At 46.3% G+C, this 18,295-nt stretch carries 14 protein-coding genes; 10 read left to right on the forward strand and 4 right to left on the reverse strand.

The genetic code is table 11. The annotated features are described in order from the left end of the window. Both Q0502_RS11125 and Q0502_RS11130 read left to right on the forward strand, forming a co-directional pair. Positions 1-203: glycoside hydrolase family 30 beta sandwich domain-containing protein (locus tag Q0502_RS11125; protein ID WP_298650729.1), on the forward strand; the 203-nt coding region annotated here is incomplete at its 5' end. An 18-nt stretch (positions 204-221) separates the two neighbouring features. After that, positions 222-1,553 carry a DUF5121 domain-containing protein gene (locus tag Q0502_RS11130; RefSeq protein ID WP_298650731.1) on the forward strand — a complete coding sequence of 444 codons (1,332 nt, stop codon included), beginning with the start codon at positions 222-224 and terminating at the stop codon, positions 1,551-1,553. Positions 1,554-1,620: 67 nt separating this feature from the next. Here Q0502_RS11130 and gdhA read toward each other — a convergent pair whose 3' ends face one another. Continuing rightward, a complete protein-coding gene (gdhA, locus tag Q0502_RS11135; RefSeq protein WP_298650733.1) occupies positions 1,621-2,958 on the reverse strand; it encodes an NADP-specific glutamate dehydrogenase in 1,338 nt (445 codons plus the stop codon). 390 nt (positions 2,959-3,348) lie between these two features. Between gdhA and trmB the strand changes: the two genes are divergently transcribed. The 8 genes from trmB (at position 3,349) to Q0502_RS11175 (ending at position 13,763) form a co-directional block, all read left to right on the forward strand. Continuing rightward, complete coding sequence (gene trmB / locus Q0502_RS11140; protein ID WP_298650735.1) at positions 3,349-4,086, forward strand: tRNA (guanosine(46)-N7)-methyltransferase TrmB; 738 nt, start codon at positions 3,349-3,351, stop codon at positions 4,084-4,086. A gap of 55 nt (positions 4,087-4,141) precedes the next feature. Beyond that, positions 4,142-4,285, forward strand: coding sequence for a hypothetical protein (locus Q0502_RS11145; RefSeq protein WP_298650736.1), 144 nt, complete (start codon positions 4,142-4,144; stop codon positions 4,283-4,285). Beyond that, positions 4,282-4,491, forward strand: a complete 210-nt coding sequence (locus Q0502_RS11150) for a four helix bundle protein (RefSeq protein ID WP_298650738.1) — start codon at positions 4,282-4,284, stop codon at positions 4,489-4,491. Before Q0502_RS11145 ends, Q0502_RS11150 begins: the two co-directional genes overlap by 4 nt. A gap of 79 nt (positions 4,492-4,570) precedes the next feature. Then, entirely contained in the window at positions 4,571-5,680 is a 1,110-nt protein-coding gene (locus Q0502_RS11155) for an Mrp/NBP35 family ATP-binding protein (RefSeq protein ID WP_298650740.1), read from the forward strand. 220 nt (positions 5,681-5,900) lie between these two features. After that, positions 5,901-6,425 carry an NUDIX domain-containing protein gene (locus Q0502_RS11160; protein WP_298650742.1) on the forward strand — a complete coding sequence of 175 codons (525 nt, stop codon included), beginning with the start codon at positions 5,901-5,903 and terminating at the stop codon, positions 6,423-6,425. 7 nt (positions 6,426-6,432) lie between these two features. Then, positions 6,433-9,423 carry a tetratricopeptide repeat protein gene (locus Q0502_RS11165; RefSeq protein WP_298650744.1) on the forward strand — a complete coding sequence of 997 codons (2,991 nt, stop codon included), beginning with the start codon at positions 6,433-6,435 and terminating at the stop codon, positions 9,421-9,423. A 98-nt stretch (positions 9,424-9,521) separates the two neighbouring features. Further along, entirely contained in the window at positions 9,522-11,231 is a 1,710-nt protein-coding gene (locus tag Q0502_RS11170; protein ID WP_298650746.1) for a TonB-dependent receptor, read from the forward strand. Positions 11,232-11,444: 213 nt separating this feature from the next. Then, entirely contained in the window at positions 11,445-13,763 is a 2,319-nt protein-coding gene (locus Q0502_RS11175; protein WP_298650752.1) for a transglycosylase domain-containing protein, read from the forward strand. 104 nt (positions 13,764-13,867) lie between these two features. Here Q0502_RS11175 and Q0502_RS11180 read toward each other — a convergent pair whose 3' ends face one another. From Q0502_RS11180 to Q0502_RS11190, 3 genes are all read right to left on the reverse strand, one after another. Continuing rightward, positions 13,868-15,190 carry a tetratricopeptide repeat protein gene (locus tag Q0502_RS11180; RefSeq protein ID WP_298650748.1) on the reverse strand — a complete coding sequence of 441 codons (1,323 nt, stop codon included), beginning with the start codon at positions 15,188-15,190 and terminating at the stop codon, positions 13,868-13,870. Between the two features lie 264 nt (positions 15,191-15,454). Continuing rightward, complete coding sequence (locus Q0502_RS11185) at positions 15,455-17,137, reverse strand: M56 family metallopeptidase (RefSeq protein ID WP_298650749.1); 1,683 nt, start codon at positions 17,135-17,137, stop codon at positions 15,455-15,457. A gap of 31 nt (positions 17,138-17,168) precedes the next feature. After that, positions 17,169-18,295: TonB family protein (locus Q0502_RS11190; protein WP_298650750.1), on the reverse strand; the 1,127-nt coding region annotated here is incomplete at its 5' end.

Consider the following 18,295-nt stretch of genomic DNA (forward strand, 5'->3'; position numbering starts at 1 on the left):
CGGGGGCGGTACGCATCGGCACATCGGGCTTTTCGGGCTCCGGCTTTTATTATTCGGCGTTTGAGAACACCGATGGCACCTATGCGGTGGTGCTGCTCAACAGCAATCCGGCAAGCAAAGTAATTACCCTTGACGACGGGCCGAATCATTTCGCTTACGAAGTACCGGCCAAATCAGTTATCTCTTATCGATGGAAAAAATAATCAATAACACATATGAAGATGAAGAAAATAAAATATTGGATGTTTGCATTCATGGTCTCCGTTACCCTGGCGTCATGTTCCAACGAGGTAGAAGAGCCGCAACAGGAAGGGAATCCCGCTATGCAGATAGAAAACCAATTTGCCAATGTGCATTTTGGAGATATTTTGCCATTCGAAGCTACGGTCAATGACGATGTACCCTTATCTACATTGACCGCCATATTGTATTTCGGAGAGGAGGAAGTGTCCAAAACAACCATCCGTACGAAAGAGAACGGTCAATATTCCGGAAGTATAGCAGTCCCGTTCGGAAAAAATATTCCCGACGGAACCGCTACACTGGAGTTTATTCTGGTGAATACTACTATGAAGAAAACAACCCAAACATTCGATGTGCCGGTTACCCGGGCCCAGTATTCTTACATCATCCTGGTAACCGCCGAGGCATCTTATCCCATGCTTCCGACCGGTGAGCCGAATGAGTATGCAGCCACAGAAGCTTTTCCGTCGACCGAGCTACCGGCTTATATACAAACACCGGTAGTGGACGACAAGGGGCGTGAGATCCTTTTTGGATGGGATGAAGAACAAGGTGGCATTGCCGAAGGCACATCAGCCGACATACCGTTTGCAAGCCCGGTGGGAGGCACTTATTCCGTAACATTCAATACAAGAACATTTACCGCTTCGCCTTTCTTCGAAGTAGTGCTGAATGGTCAAAAAATGAATATGGCCGACAAAGACAATTATCAGTTGGATATTGATTTAACCCAGGGTGAGGAAGTCACTTTGGAAGGATTGACGGATTGGTGGGTAGATCCTGATTTCTTTGCGGAAGACGGAGATAAGATGACTTTCGTGCCGATCAGCGGAAAATACCGCGTCACTGCCAATTTGCCCTTCAATTACCTGAAAGTGGAAGCGCTTATTGGCAGCAACTTAGCCACACTTCAGCCAGACGGAACGGGCGCCCTATGGATCATCGGTGATCAGGTGGGCAAGCCTTCCTACACCGCCAATCACGTGGGATGGAACCCGCCCAACGCATTGTGCATGGCGCCCGTGGGAAATAAAACGTATCAGGTTACCCTGGTAGCGGGCGAGACGGTAAATGCCTCGGAAATCAACTTCAAATTCTTCCACCAGAAAGATTGGGGCGGAGAGTTCGGCAGCCAGACCCTTACCACCGAAAGCGACATCGTGTTCGTCGGCAACGGCACCAATGGCCGCGATAACGGGAACCTGGGGCTTGTAGAGGGCACGACGCTGGAAGTCGGCGCGACTTACGTCTTCACGGTCGACCTATCGGCAGGGAACGACAACGCGGTACTCACCGTGGTAAAAGAATAACCAGGAAAATCATCAAAGAGAGGGCGAAATAATGACTTCGCCCTCTCTTTCTGAATTTGAATGCTTATTATATTACCCCTTGTGCCATCATTGCGTCGGCCACTTTCATGAAACCGGCAATATTGGCTCCTTTTACATAGTTAATATATTGTCCGTTTTTACCATGCATCACACATTGTTCGTGAATATCACTCATGATCTGGTGCAACCATTTGTCCACTTCCTCGTTGCTCCAGGAAATATGCATGGCATTCTGCGTCATCTCCAGTCCCGAACAGGCCACACCACCTGCGTTGGCCGCTTTTCCGGGGGCAAAGAGTATCTCGTTCTCCAGGAAGAAATCCACCGCTTCGGCCGTACACCCCATGTTGGAAACTTCCGCCACAAGTAATACTCCGTTCTCTTTCAACCGCTTTGCATCCTCTAAGTTCAATTCATTCTGAATAGCGCAGGGTAAAGCGATGTCGACTTTGAGTTCCCATGGTTTCCTTCCGGGATAGAAGGTTGCATTCGGGAATTCATCGGCATAGGGCGCCACCACATCATTTCCGGAGTTACGCAGTTCGAGCATAAAGTCGATCTTCTCCGGTGTATTCACGCCATCCGGGTCATAGATATAACCATCGGGACCTGAAATAGCCACCACTCTGGCACCCAGTTCATTGGCTTTTATCGTTGCCCCCCATGCCACGTTCCCGAATCCGGAAACCGCCACGGTCTTTCCTCTCAGATCGATAGTATGTGCCTCACACATCTTTTGTACGAAATAGAGCGCTCCGAATCCCGTAGCTTCCGGACGAAGCCGCGAGCCTCCGAATGACATTCCCTTTCCGGTAAAGGTTCCCGTATGTTCGCGGGCCAGTTTTTTGTACATTCCAAACATATACCCCACTTCACGTCCACCTACGCCGATATCTCCGGCAGGCACATCGGTATCGGGACCGATATTGCGCCACAACTCCATCACAAAAGCCTGGCAGAAACGCATGATCTCCGCCTGGGAACGGCCTTTGGGCGAAAAATCCGATCCGCCTTTGCCACCACCCATCGGAAGGGTGGTAAGTGCGTTCTTGAACGTCTGCTCAAATCCTAAAAATTTAAGGGAAGATAAGGTGACCGAAGAATGGAAACGGATGCCTCCTTTGTAGGGACCTATGGCTCCGTTGAATTGCACACGGTAGCCGATATTCACATGCACTTTCCCGTTGTCGTCCACCCACGGGACGCGGAAAGTAAACACACGGTCGGGCTCCACTATCCGCTCTATAATGCCCGCTCTTTCAAATTCAGGGTGTTGGTTATATACATCTTCAATCGATACCAACACTTCTCTCACGGCTTGAAGATACTCAGATTCACCCGGGTGCTTTGCCTCGAGTTGTGTCATAATGTCATTCACTCTCATATTAATAAGGCTTATTTAGGAATTCAATCTGACAAAGGTATAGATTATTTTGGAATATTGATACTTTTGATATAATTAATTATTTGGAAGAAAGATTTCGGATTTTAGAAGTTGACTATGCGGATTGTTAATTCAATTCAAAATTTCAGATTCAAGATTCAAGATTCAAGAACCAAGATTTAAAGATTCAAAATTTCGAGATTTCAGACTGGCACATCAATCAATCATCAAATCGTCAAATTTTCAAATCATTAAATCTCATTATTCTTATGGACACATTATTCACATTGGCACCTTAACATTCCCTTCCCCCACAGCAATGAATAAAAAGTTTCGGTTATTAACACTTAAATGCCTATTTTTGTGATGAATTTCTGATCTGTTTTTGAAATGGCAAAAAACAAACTGGCCAAATTTGCCGATATGGCCACCTACGGGAATGTGTTTCAATATACCTTCGAAACGTTGAAAGAAGAAGGGTTTTCTTTCAAGGGAAAATGGCGGACCTATTTCGGCAACGACAATCCTGTTGTGCTCGAACTGGGTTGCGGTAAAGGGGAATACACAGTCGGGCTGGCGCGCAAATTTCCGGAAAAGAACTTTATCGGGATCGATATCAAAGGTGCACGAATGTGGACAGGGGCTACCCACGCTCTGGAAAAAGGATTGGCAAACGTGGCTTTTCTCCGGACGCGTATAGAACTTATTAATCACTTTTTCGTACAGGATGAAGTATCGGAGATATGGATCACTTTTCCCGACCCTCAGATGAAAAAAACCAGCAAACGGCTTACCTCTACCCGGTTTATGGAGGAGTACAGCCGCCTTCTGAAAGATGGGGGTATTATTCATCTGAAAACGGACAGCAATTTCCTGTACAGATATACCAAAGCGATGGTGGAGGAAAACCGGCTCGAGGTACTTTTCGACACCGCCGATCTCTACAACTCCGGGTTGAATGAAGATATTCTCGAAACTCGTACTTTCTATGAACAACAGTGGCTCTCGCGGGGTTTAAACATCAAATATATCCGGTTTCTCTGTCCGAAAGATCACCAGTGGACGGAACCGGACATAGAAATAGAAAAAGATGAGTACCGCAGCTTTGGTCGCGATGCGAGGATATAATGTGCCAATGGGAATAATGAGAATAATGTTTTAAATGTGTAAATGGTTGAGTAAAATGGAAACAGGAAATATTATTATAGATATGACTTTTAGTTTTGCTTTAGATATTATTACATTCACCGAAAAACTAAATGAAAATAAAAAATTTATAATTGGACAACAGTTATTGAAAAGCGGTACCCTATTGGTGCAAACGTGAGAGAAGCTCAAAATTGTGAAAGTAAAGCAGATTTTATACATAAATTCAAGATTGCAGCCAAAGAAGCTGATGAAACAGAATACTGGTTGATGCTTTGTAAGCACGCCGAAGATTATTTGTTTGACGAGATTTTATTCGATAAACTCAAAGAAATTCAGAAGATTATTAATAAAATCATTTATACATCCAAACAAAGTTTGAAATAAATATACTAATAATTGTCATATTGACTCATTATTCACATTAGTCACATTGGCATATTAATTAATTAGTCTCATTAATATTATGGCAATATACCCACAACTGATTATCGACGCACTGAAAAACGTGCGTTATCCCGGAACGGGGCAAGACATTGTTTCTGCCGGCATGGTAGCCGACGACATCCGCATCGAGGGAATGAAAGTGAGTTTCTCGCTCATCACCGAAAAAGCCCACGATCCGTTTATTAAATCGGTCGTAAAAATGGCCGAGCAGGCCATTCTGATGTATGCCGACGAAAATATCGATATCCAGGGTAATATCTCTGTGAAATCGACACAGGCGCCCCGGCCGGAACTTCCCGATTTGTTGCCGGGGGTGAAAAATATCATCGCCGTGGCGTCGGGGAAAGGCGGGGTAGGTAAAAGCACCGTATGTACCAATCTCGCGGTGGCACTGGCACAGAAAGGATACAGGGTAGGACTGCTGGATGCCGATATCTTCGGCCCGTCGGTACCCAAAATGCTCGGTGTAGAAGATGCAGGGCCGGCGTTAGAGAAGAAAAATGGCCGCGACCTCATTGTTCCTATCGAAAATTACGGAATAAAAATGCTCTCCATAGGGTTCTTCGTCAAGAAGGAAGATGCTGTGGTCTGGCGCGGGGCAATGGCCGGCAATGCGTTGAAACAACTGATCGGCGATGCCGACTGGGGTGAACTGGATTATTTTCTGATCGATTTCCCCCCGGGGACAAGCGATATCCACCTTACGCTGGTGCAGACACTTCCCATTACCGGTGCGGTGATTGTAAGCACTCCCCAGGAGGTGGCGCTGGCAGATGCACGCAAAGGGATCAACATGTTCACCGGTGATAAGGTGAATGTACCCATTCTGGGATTGGTGGAAAATATGGCATGGTTCACACCGGCAGAACTACCGGAAAACAGGTATTACATCTTCGGGAAAGAGGGTTGTAAGCGATTGGCCGAGGAGCAAGGATACGCGTTATTGGGGCAAATCCCCATTGTACAAAGCATTCGGGAAGGCGGCGATGACGGTCAACCCGTAGCATTACATCCGGAAAGCATCACCGGTATAGCTTTCTCCGAACTTGCCGATAACCTGGTTACGGCTGTCGACAAACGAAACAGGGAACAACCCAGGACACAGATCGTGGAAGTCACCCGGAAATAAAATGATTAGCAGATGGACTGATTTACTCATATGGTGATTATAATTACCAATTATTAATCACCTCATTGTTATTGGTTTATTAACTTATTAGTCTCATCGGCACATTAGCACATTGGTTTCATTGGCACATTGGTTTCATTGGCACATTAGTCTCATTGGCACATTAGTCTCATTGGTTTCATTGGCACATTAGTCTCATTGGCACATTAGTCTCATTAACATGCAGCATCCTTTACAGCAATTTCAGTTTTGCCCGAAGTGCGGTTCAAAACAATTTACCGCGCATAACGAAAAGTCAAAGAAGTGCACCGATTGCAGTTTTATTTATTACTTCAACTCCTCGGCGGCCGTGGTGGCGGTTATCGAGAACAGCAAGGATGAGATACTGGTTGCCCGCAGGGCGAAAGATCCGGCGAAAGGTACCCTGGATCTTCCGGGCGGTTTTGTCGATATGCATGAAACGGCGGAAGAAGCGGTGAGCCGGGAAATAAGGGAGGAAACGGGGCTGTCGATAAATTCATCGCAATATTTGTTCTCCATTCCGAATATTTATCTATATTCGGGGTTTGAAGTACATACTGTAGATATCTTCTTCAAATGCAGAGTAAATGAATTCAATCATTTAACAGCACAAGACGATGTCTCAGAGTTGCTATTTATTGCGTTAGAAAGGCTCAATCCGGCTGATTTCGGGTTAGTTTCTATTCGTAAAGGAGTTGAAAAATTATTACTTGAGAATAAATAATCCAAATATGAAGAAAATCATCTTACTGTTTATCCTTGCCGTTATAGCACAGGTTTCCATAGCGCAGAGGACAGCATACCACGCTCAGCCTGAGCAACTGTTCAACCAGGGAAAAGAGATGTTCCTTGAAGGGAATTACGAAGGCGCCAAACAATTGCTGGAAAAATTCGTTGCCGGGAGTGACGATGCTTATCTGAAAGAGGAAGCGGCCTATATGATGGCCGTATCATCGTTCCGTAGCGGCGATGATAACAGTGGGAATATGTTGGAAGCGTTTCTTGATACATATCCTGAAACCGTCCACCGTTACCATGTTAATTTCCTGATCGGCTCGTACTATTTCGACAAGAAAGAGTGGCAGGCTGCCGGAGAGCGGTTCAATCAGGCCGACCTCGACTACCTCATCCTGCCTGAACAGGAAGATTACAGTTTCCGTTTGGCTTATACCCAATTGCAATTGGGAAATAAAGAGGAAGCTACACGTTTATTCGGATTACTCTCCCAAAACAGTGGCAAATACCGGGATGCAGCCGCTTTTTATCTGGGGTATATCGAATACTCCAATGGAAATTATACAGAGGCATTGCGCCGTTTTGAACGATTGAAAGATCATCCCGAATACAGTGAAGAGGTAGCTTTTTATACGGCCCAGGCTACTTTCTTTGACGGCAGGATAGAAGAGGCCGTCAGGTTGTCGGAAGCATTCGTGCACCGGTATCCGGCAAGCGAACACCTTACCGAAGCATACAGGGTTCTTGGTAACGGTTATTACAGGCTGGGACAAGCCTCCAGGGCCGTACCCTATTACGAAAATTATCTTGCCGGCGTGAACAAGCCACTCCGGGGCGATGCTTATTTCTTAGGATTGTCATATTTCGAAACAGGCAATTACAGCAGGGCTGTGCAGATGTTCCAACAAGCCGTAGGCGAATCTGACGAGCTCTCCCAGAACGCGCAACTGCAATTGGGACAAACCTATCTGCGGTTGAATCAGAAACAATCCGCCCAGATGGCTTTCGAGGCAGCTTCCCGCGATAACTTCAATCCGCAGGTACGGGAAACGGCCATGTTCAACTATGCGTTGCTGGCCCATGAGACCAATTTTTCGGTCTTCAGCGAATCCATCACCTTGTTCGAGAACTTCCTCCGGGAATTTCCCAATTCGCCCTACAAAGACCAGGTAAATGATATCCTGGCTGAAACTTTCCTTACTACCAAAGATTACCAAGCCGCCCTGAATGCCATCAACCGCATCACTAACCCCGGGCGCCGGATACTGGAAGCAAAACAGATGGTGCTTTTCCAGTTGGGAGCGCAGGCATTTATCAACGGTAACATGAACGAGGCGGTACAACATTTCAATAACAGTATCGGTTTAGGCAATCAGGATACCAAAGCTCTCAATAACACTTATTTCTGGCGGGGTGAAACTTACTACCGAATGGGTAACTACAGCAATGCTGCCAACGATTTCCGGCAGTTTACCCAAAATGCAACCTCTGCAGACGAGAACTACGCGCTCGGGTGGTATAATCTGGGATATGCCCTCTTTAAACAACAACAATACAACCAGGCGGTCAATGCTTTCCAGCAATACATCGCTGCAGAGAAAACAAGGAACCGGCCGGAATATGCCGATGCATTGAATCGCGTGGGTGACAGTTACTATTTTAATCGTAGCTTCAGTGAAGCGGAACGCTACTATGCGCAGGCCGCGGACATCAACCCCTCCTCGGCCGATTATGCCGCCTATCAGCGGGCCTTTGTGATGGGACTCCAACACAACTATCAGGGAAAGATCACGGCGCTGGATAACCTGATGCGCAACTACCCCAATTCACAATATTTTGATGACGCTCTTTATGAGAAGAGCCGTGCGCTCACCATGCTCAACAGGGAGAGTGAGGCCATTGCAGTATTACAACGACTGGTCAGTGATTTTCCGAAAAGTCCCCTTGCCAGCCAGGGGGGTGTGCAGTTAGGGCAATTGTACTACAATACCGAAAATTATCAGCAAAGTATTGCTGCCTATAAAAACGTGATCACCAATTTCCCCGGTTCGGACGACGCGCGTAATGCACTGATTTCTTTAGAGACGGTCTACCGTGACATGAACGATATCGATAGTTATGTGCGATATGCCAACTCACTGCCGGGAGGGATGCGTATTACGCCGTCGAGACAGGACTCACTCACTTACTTAGCCGCTGAAAGTGTTTATATGCGCGGTAACCGGGCAGATGCCGAATCGGCCATGACAAAGTATATTCAATCTTATCCCAATGGTGCATACAGCAGTGATGCCCATTATTACCTCGGGGTGATTGCCGATGAGAGGAAGAACCCGGATTTGGCACTGTCACATTTCCGAAAGGTGATTGATGCCGGCAACATAAAATTCCTCGACAACGCGCTTATCTATACTTCACAAACAGAATATAGAAACGGCAATTTCCGCCAGGCGCTTGCCGATTACTCCAGATTGGCAACTTCAGCCCGGAACGCCACCAACAAACAAATGGGACAAATGGGAGTTGTACGCACACAATCGCAACTGGGAAGTTATCATGAAGCGGCCCGTGCCGCCACCGACTTGCTCTCAAACGATAATCTTTCACCCGAAACGGTGATCGAAGCGAGATACCTGCGGGGAAAAGCGTATCAGCAGGTCAATGAAACGGACAATGCCATGGCTGATTTCCAGTTCGTAGCCAATGATACCCGTAGTATTTATGGAGCCGAGGCCCAGTTCATCCTTGCCGACGCCTATTACCGATGGAAATCGTATGACCGTGCCGAAGCGCAGGTCAAAGAGTTCATGCAGAAAGGAACACCCCACCAGTACTGGATGGCCCGGGCGCTCATTGTCCTGTCGGACACTTATCTTGCCAAAGGCGATGAATTTCAGGCGCGCCAATACCTGGAAAGCCTGAAATCCAATTATAAAGGAGATGAAGCCGATATCCAACAGATGATCAACGAGAGACTTTTAAACTAAAAACTAAAAGTGAAAAATAATCCCATCAATTGGCACATTGACATATTAGTCACATTGGCACATTCGCACTTTAGTCACATTAGCAAATTTATATTCGTATGAAGAAAATATATGTCCTTATAACAGCATTGGCATTATCCGCCGGAAGTTTTGCACAGACAGCCGACTCTCTGCTGAGGCGCCAGATGGAACTGGAACGCGATTTCAACCCCACCCTGCTGGACGCCGACAAGATCAATTCACTGCCGGCTTTGCGTGAGCCCGTCGTTCAAAAAGCCAACACCAACTATTCCAGTTGGGCAGGCCGCACGACTCCTCCGCTGGAAATTGCATTACCCCGCCCGGGGAATATTATGACGGAGATTCCTTACAGCCGGAAAAAGGGATACCTCTCATTCAACGCGGGTAATTATGCCAATCTGAACGGGGCGTTTGGCTATCGCCTGGTAGAAAATGAAAAAAATAATCTCGCTTTCACCTTTTTGCATAATTCCACAAACGGGGATGTAAAGTATGTGCAGAATGTTGAACCGCAGAGCAACAAAGCCTATTTCATGGATAATGAGGGAAGCCTCGGCTACCGGCACCGGGCCGATGCACTCACGCTCAACCTGGATCTTTCCTACCTTCACTCCCTTTTCAACTACTACGGGAACAGATTTGGCAATGAACCTTTATATGCCGATGAGAACCAAAGTTTAGGAGTGTTGGATGCAAAAGTCGGGGTCGCTTCACATGAATCGGACCTGTTGAATTACAGGGGATATATCAATTTCCGAAACTTTTCCACGAAATTCGGCGATCTTGTCGGTTCGGAAGGAATAAAGGGAAATGAAGTGAACGCCATGGTGGGATTCGACAAACCTTTCTTCGATACACAAAGTAAACTGGGTATCGACGGGAAGATCTTCACCACATTCTACAACGGCGACCTCAGCGATTATTTCCTGATAAATGCCACTCCTTATATCACTTTCGGAAGTTCACACAGTTACGCCAGATTAGGCGCCGATGTAATGTTTCAGATTTCCGGCAACACAAAGGCACGTGTTGCGCCTAACGTAAAGTTGCAATGGGCGGTAACCGAACATTCGTCGCTCTACGCGCATATTCACGGCGGGTTCAGCAATAATACCTTTCTTGAGATGATACAAGAATCGCGGTACATCCGCCCTTATGGCAATGTAAGACCCTCCTACTCCATCGTCGATATTGACGCCGGGGCGAAAATCGGCGAGGTCAGCGGATTCCGGTTCGATCTCTTTGGCGGATTCAAAAAGACCGATGATGAACATTTCCTGATACTGAACGGCCGTGATGTGATTGGCGGAGATGGGTTGGGACCTTACCGGGAAGTGCTCAGACCTGTATACGGCGACTTGTCACACGCACATATCGGTGGAATGATCCAAAGCAATATCTGGGCTCCACTCGACATTTCACTGCGGTTAAAAAAGAATTTCTACAGTCTGGACTATATCACTATGGAGGAAGAGCGGATCGATGATCCCAAAGCTTATAATAAACCTGGTTTTGAGGCCGATATCCGCGCCGCATTCAATCTGACGGGTTACCTGAAACTCACGGCCAGTTATTATTTTGCCGGAGACCGCTGGTCCTATTACGACGGGGCAAACCGGGAAATGGACAATATCAACGATCTCAATGCAGGCGCACTCTACCAGATCAACGATGCCTTTTCAATCAACCTGAGAGCGAACAACCTGTTCTCTCAGAAATATGATATATGGTACGGTTATCCGGCACAAGGATTCAATGCCTCCGGCGGATTCACTTTCCGATTCTGACGGGACCGCTGTGGGATATTGAAAAGGCCTGTAAAACTATTTTTAATAGATCTTCCTTCTTGTTTACAATGCTTTTATGTACTTTTGTCGCAATCTTTCAGTGTCTATAAATTATACGGGAGAATAAGATAAGGTATGAGTAAGCAAATAAGGAGTCAGAAGAGAAACCCTAAAACAAAAGGTAAATCACAAAAGAATGACATCGCCAAAACCATGTGGAGCCTTTTCGGCCTCATGGTAGGAGGGGGTATCCTTTTTTTCCTGCTTGTTTCTGCGGGAATGATAGGCTATATTCCCAAAATTGACCAACTGGAGAATCCGATCGACAAATATGCCTCGCAGGTGATCTCTACGGATAATGACTTACTGTTCACCTATTCCCAAAGTGACGATAACCGCATATTTGTAGATTATTCCGATCTCTCTCCCCATCTCATCAATGCATTGATCGCCACGGAAGATGTGCGCTATTATTCCCACTCCGGCATCGATATCATCGGATTGGGAAGGGTTATATTTAAGACACTTATACTTAGCCGTGAAGAAAGCGGGGGAGGCAGTACCATCACACAGCAGTTGGCAAAACTGCTCTATTCACCCAGGGCTAATAATAAAATACAGCGTGTTTTCCAGAAACCTGTCGAATGGGTAATTGCAGCTAAGTTGGAACGCTTTTATTCAAAGGACGAGATCATTAATCTCTATCTGAATAAAGTAGATTTCAACTATAGTGCGATCGGCATCGAATCTGCCGCCCGCACCTACTTCAACAAAACACCCAAAGAGCTGAATATTGAAGAGTCAGCCATGTTAGTAGGAATGTTGAAAAACCCATCCCTGTACAATCCAAGGCGCCGTCCGGAAGTAACTAAAGACCGCAGGAATGTAGTGATCTCCCAAATGCAGAAAGCAGGCCACCTCAACAAACAGGCAGGCGACTCGTTGAAACAACTTCCCCTTGCGATCGATTTTAACCGTTCCGACCACGTCGATATTATCGCTCCTTACTACCGCCAGCATCTGGCAAAGATCATGATGGCAAAAAAACCGGAGAGGAAGAATTACGCATCGTGGCAAGGGCAGCAGTTCAGGGAAGATTCGCTTTCGTGGGAAGAAAATCCGCTTTTCGGCTGGTGCAACAAAAATAAAAAACCCGACAATTCCAACTACAATATCTATACCGACGGATTGAAAATTTACTCTACCCTCGATTCCCGCATGCAGCGCTATGCGGAAGCAGCCGTAAAAGAACATCTGGGAGGGTATCTCCAAGGGCAATTTTTTCGTGAAAAGAGAGGAAGAGATTATGCCCCCTACTCCCGGGAAGTAAGCGACCGGGTAGAGAACCTGATGATGGCGTCCATGAGACAGAGCGAGCGCTACCGCGTCCTCAAACAGGGCGGGCTCAGTGAAGAGGAGATTCTCGAAAATTTTAAGAAAAAACCGGTGGAGATGAAGGTCTTTTCCTGGGAAAACCGGGAAGTGGATACGCTCATGACACCCTGGGATTCCATCCGCTACCATAAAAATTTCCTGCGTACCGGTTTCATGGCGATGGATCCTTTTACAGGACATGTAAAAGCCTATGTGGGCGGTCCTGATTTCAGATTCTTCAAATATGACATGGTCTCTACCGGCAAGCGCCAGATCGGTTCTACCATCAAACCCTACCTCTACACGCTGGCGATGGAGGAAGGAATGAGCCCCTGCGACGGTATGATCCACGGGCCGGTAACCCTAATGACAGAAACAAATGAGCCCTGGGAACCCAGAAATACGCGCGGAGCAATCGGAGAGTTTGTATCTATAAAATGGGGGTTGCAAAACTCCGACAACTGGGTAACCGCTTATCTCATGAAGCAGTTCTCACCCTACGCATTTGCCCGCATGCTCCAATCGTTCGGATTGAAAACTCCTGCCGATCCGGTGGTCTCCCTGGCGTTAGGGCCGAATGACGCTTCCGTATATGAGATGGTGGGCGCCTATTCCGCTTTCATAAACAGGGGTATCCGTGTGGAACCGGTATTGGTAACCCGTATTGAAGACTCCCATGGTACTGAAGTGTACTCAAACACCCCCCGGATGAAGGAGATTTTCAGCGAATCGACCTCCTATAAGATGCTCGACATGCTGAAAGCTGTAGTGGATGGCGGTACGGGAAGCAGGTTACGGAGCTACAACCTGAAAGGGCAAATGGGCGGAAAAACAGGTACAACCAATAACAACTCCGACGGCTGGTTCATGTCGTTCACTCCCACGCTGGTAGCAGGTTGCTGGGTGGGCGGTGAAGAACCCTCTATCCATTTCGATCAGATGGCCTACGGGCAGGGAGCCAGGATGGCATTACCCATTCACGGTATCTTTTATCAGAAGGTCTATGCCGATACCGAATTAAATTACAAGGACAACGGCACGTTCGAGATCCCCGCCGATTTCGACCCCTGTCATGATATGCAACGCTACTCTCCCGACTTTTACCGCGGCAACGATCCGGTGATCGAAAGTGAAGGGATTGACGATATCTTTAATTGATATTATTCATTGCATTCATGGTATTTGACTTACGCCGTTATTCGCTTACGCGTTACAATCAAATAATTACTGAATAAGAATCCCGGTTCTTTACTCTTTACTCTTTACTCTTTGCTCCTGCTACCCGTTGACTGGAAGAACAACTCCTCTTTCAGCTTCTCAATGCGCAATGAAGCGTTTCTGTAAGAAGTTTCCGCAGAACTGATTTTTCCGGAGTCCACTTCCTCTATCAAGTCATTGGCTTCCATTCTTCTATCTTTGGGACTCGTCTTCAGGAAGCGCTCGTAATAGGTGATGGCATTCTTATATTCATTCATGGAATCGTAACAGTAGGCGATGTTGTAGAGCAGGAAATGGATACCCGGGTTCCGCTTATAAGCCGACTGAAAGTATTCGATGGCTTTGACATAATTTTTCGACCGCATATAGGCATCGGCAAAAGATCGGTCAAAGTCAAACAGCATTGCATTCATTTCTTCGATCTTCTCCACACCTTCCGTCAGCACCTCTATCCCTCTCTTGCGGTCGTATGTCCGGGAAAGGGCTGTCCCGTAGTAATAGAGCAAATTAATATCGGTGTTGTTCTGTCCGTATGCTTTCTCCAGCCAGGATACCGCTTCGTAATACAATTTACCTGCATATAGGCTCATACCCAGATAGTAGCAGGTAGTGTATGAACTGTCGCCCAAGGCCACATTTTCTTTTAGCCGTTGGGTTGCTTCCTTATAGTTACCCGCCGAGTAGTGCGCCATTCCGTTCAATTGACCGACCAGTTGCTGGCCGGGATTGATTTTTTCAAGATATGTTTCCGTCAGATTGATCGCAGCATCATAAAATTTTGCTCCCAGATAAATATTCCCCAGCTTATTCACGGCCAGATAATCCCCCGGATTTTTCCCTATGGCTTTGGAATAATACCAGATTGCGGAGTCACCTTCGGAACTGTATAAATAGGCGTCACCCACCATACGGAGCAATAAAGGAACAGAATCTGTTTTAAAGACTGTTGTGGCCTGTTCAATAGTTTCTGCCCAATTATTGTTCCTGTAAAATGCCATTGCTTTCTGGGTTTGAATGAACAGGTTATCGGGCGATAAGCTGTCAGCCGTAATCCAGGACTGCAACGATAGCCGGGAGTCTCCGGCTTGTGAGGCACATTCCGCCATAGAAATCATCACGTTCGTATCATCGGGGTATTCTTCCACCAACTGTTTGTAAATACCCAGTGCAAAAGTATAGTTATACAATTTCTCATAACAGGTGGCTTTTAGTAACAAATTTTCCCGGATAGGCGGCTCCTGGTCCAATAACCCCAACGCCTTATTATATTGATAGTTCCGCAGGGCATCCTGCACCTCATTCGATTGCGACAATAAGCACCCCGAATGCAGGAGTAACAGACTGAAAAATATAGATCTAAGTGTCATAAGGAGTTTTTTTTTAAATAATAAGGAATATTCCACTTTCAGGAAACCCCCTTTGATTCTGCACATTGCCGGGCCATAGTTATTTATCCAAATGAGCAGAGACCAAAGTAAACTTGTCCTCTGCCCATATCGAAAGAATGATTAACAAGAAGGTTGATTCAATTATATCAGACTATTTGAGTCGCTAGCTCCTCGATTGTTAATTCCCGCAACGACATAATGCAAACCAGTTTACTTTCTGTTCGTATTGCTTAACGAAATAGTTCAATTTTGAAGCCTGAAGACAACCGGCAAAGTATAACGGACTCTCACCGCCTCTCTCCTCTGAACACCCGGTTTCCACTTTGGCATGGCCTCTATTACCCTGACGGCCTCTTTATCGAGGGAAGGATCCACACTGTGGACAACCTGAAAATCACTCAGGCTTCCGTCCTTCTCCACTATAAAATTAACTATTACACGGCCTTGTATTCCGTTTTGCTGCGCTGTCACCGGATATTTGATGTTGTCCGAAAGCCATTTCATCATGGCTGCATTACCGCCGGGAAATTCAGGCTGTCTTTCTACGACCACAAAAACTTCATCAGATTTGCCTGGTATGGGTGGCGGAGGTGGTGCAGTGGAAGATTTTTTATCATTCGCCTGTAATCTGAAAACCACGGGCAATGTAAACCGTACTCTTACAGTCTCTCCCCGCTGCTTACCGGGAGTCCAGCCCGGCATAAGTTTCAACACCCTTACTGCTTCATTGTCCAATAAGGGATCAATACCGCGAACAACGTTAAAATCACTTAGACGGCCATCTTTTTCAACCACAAAGTTGACGATCACCTTTCCTTCAGTACCTTTTTCCTTTGCCTCTGTCGGATATTTTATATGATCTGACAAGAACTGCATCATGGCCGCATTTCCGCCGGGGAATAAAGGTTGTTCCTCTACGACCACAAAAATTTCACTGTTATCTTCAACCTTTTCTTCGGGAAGGAGATCGGGCGTATCCGTTGAGCCCGGCGCAGATGTGCCATTCTCCGTTACCGCCTCTCCGTCATTTTTCTTTTCCCGGTTTACACAACTATTGGCTACTATCAGTAAAAAAGCCAAAGGAAGTATCAGCAGGTATTTCGCCAGTTTCAACGTAGGCGATTTCGTTTTATTCATCATCATAATCCGTTGTTTTAGTTGTGATACATTAAAGTTATTTACTATCTGAACTGCAGTTTCATGATAAGTTAATCGTAAAAGATGGTACTGGTACTCCCGGCTGTCGACGCCTTCCCTCAGTACACCGTTATCCGCCAGGTATTCCAGATTCATGGCCATTTCCCGCTTCATCAGCCACACAAACGGATTCCACCAGGAAAACAGGCACAATAATTCGAGGAGCATGATATCGATGGAATGCTGCTGGCGCACATGCGTTTGTTCGTGCAGTAAAATCTGGGACAATTCGGCTTCGGAATGCTTTCCCGCATGAATAAAGATCCGGTTAAAAAACGAAAAAGGGGTTATATCGTCCTTTAACTGATAAACCGGAACCCCGATAATGATACATCTTTCGCACTTCCTATTCATGCGAAGGACCGACAGGAACTGCCCGATAAACCGTAACAGGAATACAACAGTAACAATAATATAAACCAACGAAATAATCCTTTCCCAGAGAACGGCAACTTTGACGGCACTATCTTCCTCTACCACTATCGCCGTACCTGGCTCTTCTATAAATACCATTGCTTCCGCTTCTCCCGACGCGATGGAGGAAATCCAGAAATCACCGAGCACCGGGATAGACCACAAGGGATAAAGAAGCGAAAAGACAATCGCCGACAGGAAAAAGAAGCGCCGCAGCCGTAAAAAGGTGTCTCTCTTCAACACAATTGCGTACAAGAGATAAAACAAAGCCAGGGCAATATTTACTTGTATCAGGTATATAAAAAACGGAGCCATAATGTGTTCATGTAAATGTTGAAACAAATCTCTACTTAGCCCTGTAACCTACCACTACAATATCACTTTCAACGGAAACTCCAGGGGACGATTCTTCATTTTGTAACCGGAAATATACGGATGCTTCAACTTCCGGATTAGCTTTCCCTCCCACTTTTTTCAGCACAACATCAGGCGGCAGAGAATTTAATACTCTTATCACCTCCGAGTCCAATGAGGGGTCAACCCCCTGTTTAATTCTTATGTTTGATATCTCGCCCCTCTCATTCACACTGTAAACGGCTTTCACCATCCCTGTGATCCCGTTTTCCTGGGCAATCACCGGATATTTAATGTTTTGTGAAAGAACTTTCAAATAGGCTGATTCCGACTCGCTGTTTTTGTCTGTTTTAATACCTGTTGTCGGGATATCAGAACTGTTCTTCTTATCCAACCGGAAAACTACCGGCAATGTAAACCGTACATTTACAGCCTGGTCGCGCTGCGTACCCGGTTTCCATTTGGGCATTGTCTGAAGCACACGCACTGCTTCCGCATCCAGAGAGGGCTCTACGCCACGCACTACATTTACGTGGTTGATGCTGCCGTCTTTCATCACCACAAAGTTACAGATCACACGCCCCTGGGTCTTTTTTTCCTGTGCTTCTTTCGGATAACGAATATTATCTCCCAAAAATTGCATCATAGCTTCCGGTCCGCCGGGAAATTCAGGTGGATTTTCCACCACCACAAAAATATCCTCGTTGTCCATGCTCTTTTTATCCTGATCGATTACCTCCTGCACGCGGCTTCCCTCACCGCTATAGGCAACGACCACAATCTCATCTATCTCTTTACCTTTTGAAAGAGCCTCTTTATCTTCTGTTGTGAGTATCTCGTTTTGCAGAGTGTTGCCTTGCAACCTGAAAACAACCGGTAATACAAACCGTACATTTACGGCCTTGCCACGCTGTGTACCCGGTTTCCATTTAGGCATTAACTTAATTATGCGTATTGCTTCCGCATCCAGCGACGGGTCTACGCCGCGTACCACATTCACGTCATAAATGCTGCCGTCTTTCATCACCACATACTCACAGATCACACGCCCTTGGATACCTTCTTTCTGTGCTTCAACCGGATACCTGATATTGTCTGCCAGGAATTTCATCATAGCTT

The organism is uncultured Proteiniphilum sp. (assembly GCF_937873925.1).
In the GTDB taxonomy this organism is placed as follows: Bacteria; Bacteroidota; Bacteroidia; order Bacteroidales; family Dysgonomonadaceae; genus Proteiniphilum.

Coding starts and splice junctions, on each gene's coding strand:
- Q0502_RS11155 (WP_298650740.1), top strand. CDS start 4,571: ATGGCAATATACCCACAACTGATTATCGACGCACTGAAAAACGTGCGT.
- Q0502_RS11165 (WP_298650744.1), top strand. CDS start 6,433: ATGAAGAAAATCATCTTACTGTTTATCCTTGCCGTTATAGCACAGGTT.
- gdhA (WP_298650733.1), bottom strand. CDS start 2,958: ATGAGAGTGAATGACATTATGACACAACTCGAGGCAAAGCACCCGGGT.
- Q0502_RS11185 (WP_298650749.1), bottom strand. CDS start 17,137: ATGGCTCCGTTTTTTATATACCTGATACAAGTAAATATTGCCCTGGCT.
- Q0502_RS11180 (WP_298650748.1), bottom strand. CDS start 15,190: ATGACACTTAGATCTATATTTTTCAGTCTGTTACTCCTGCATTCGGGG.
- Q0502_RS11130 (WP_298650731.1), top strand. CDS start 222: ATGAAGAAAATAAAATATTGGATGTTTGCATTCATGGTCTCCGTTACC.
- Q0502_RS11145 (WP_298650736.1), top strand. CDS start 4,142: ATGGAAACAGGAAATATTATTATAGATATGACTTTTAGTTTTGCTTTA.
- Q0502_RS11170 (WP_298650746.1), top strand. CDS start 9,522: ATGAAGAAAATATATGTCCTTATAACAGCATTGGCATTATCCGCCGGA.
- Q0502_RS11175 (WP_298650752.1), top strand. CDS start 11,445: ATGTGGAGCCTTTTCGGCCTCATGGTAGGAGGGGGTATCCTTTTTTTC.
- Q0502_RS11160 (WP_298650742.1), top strand. CDS start 5,901: ATGCAGCATCCTTTACAGCAATTTCAGTTTTGCCCGAAGTGCGGTTCA.
- trmB (WP_298650735.1), top strand. CDS start 3,349: ATGGCAAAAAACAAACTGGCCAAATTTGCCGATATGGCCACCTACGGG.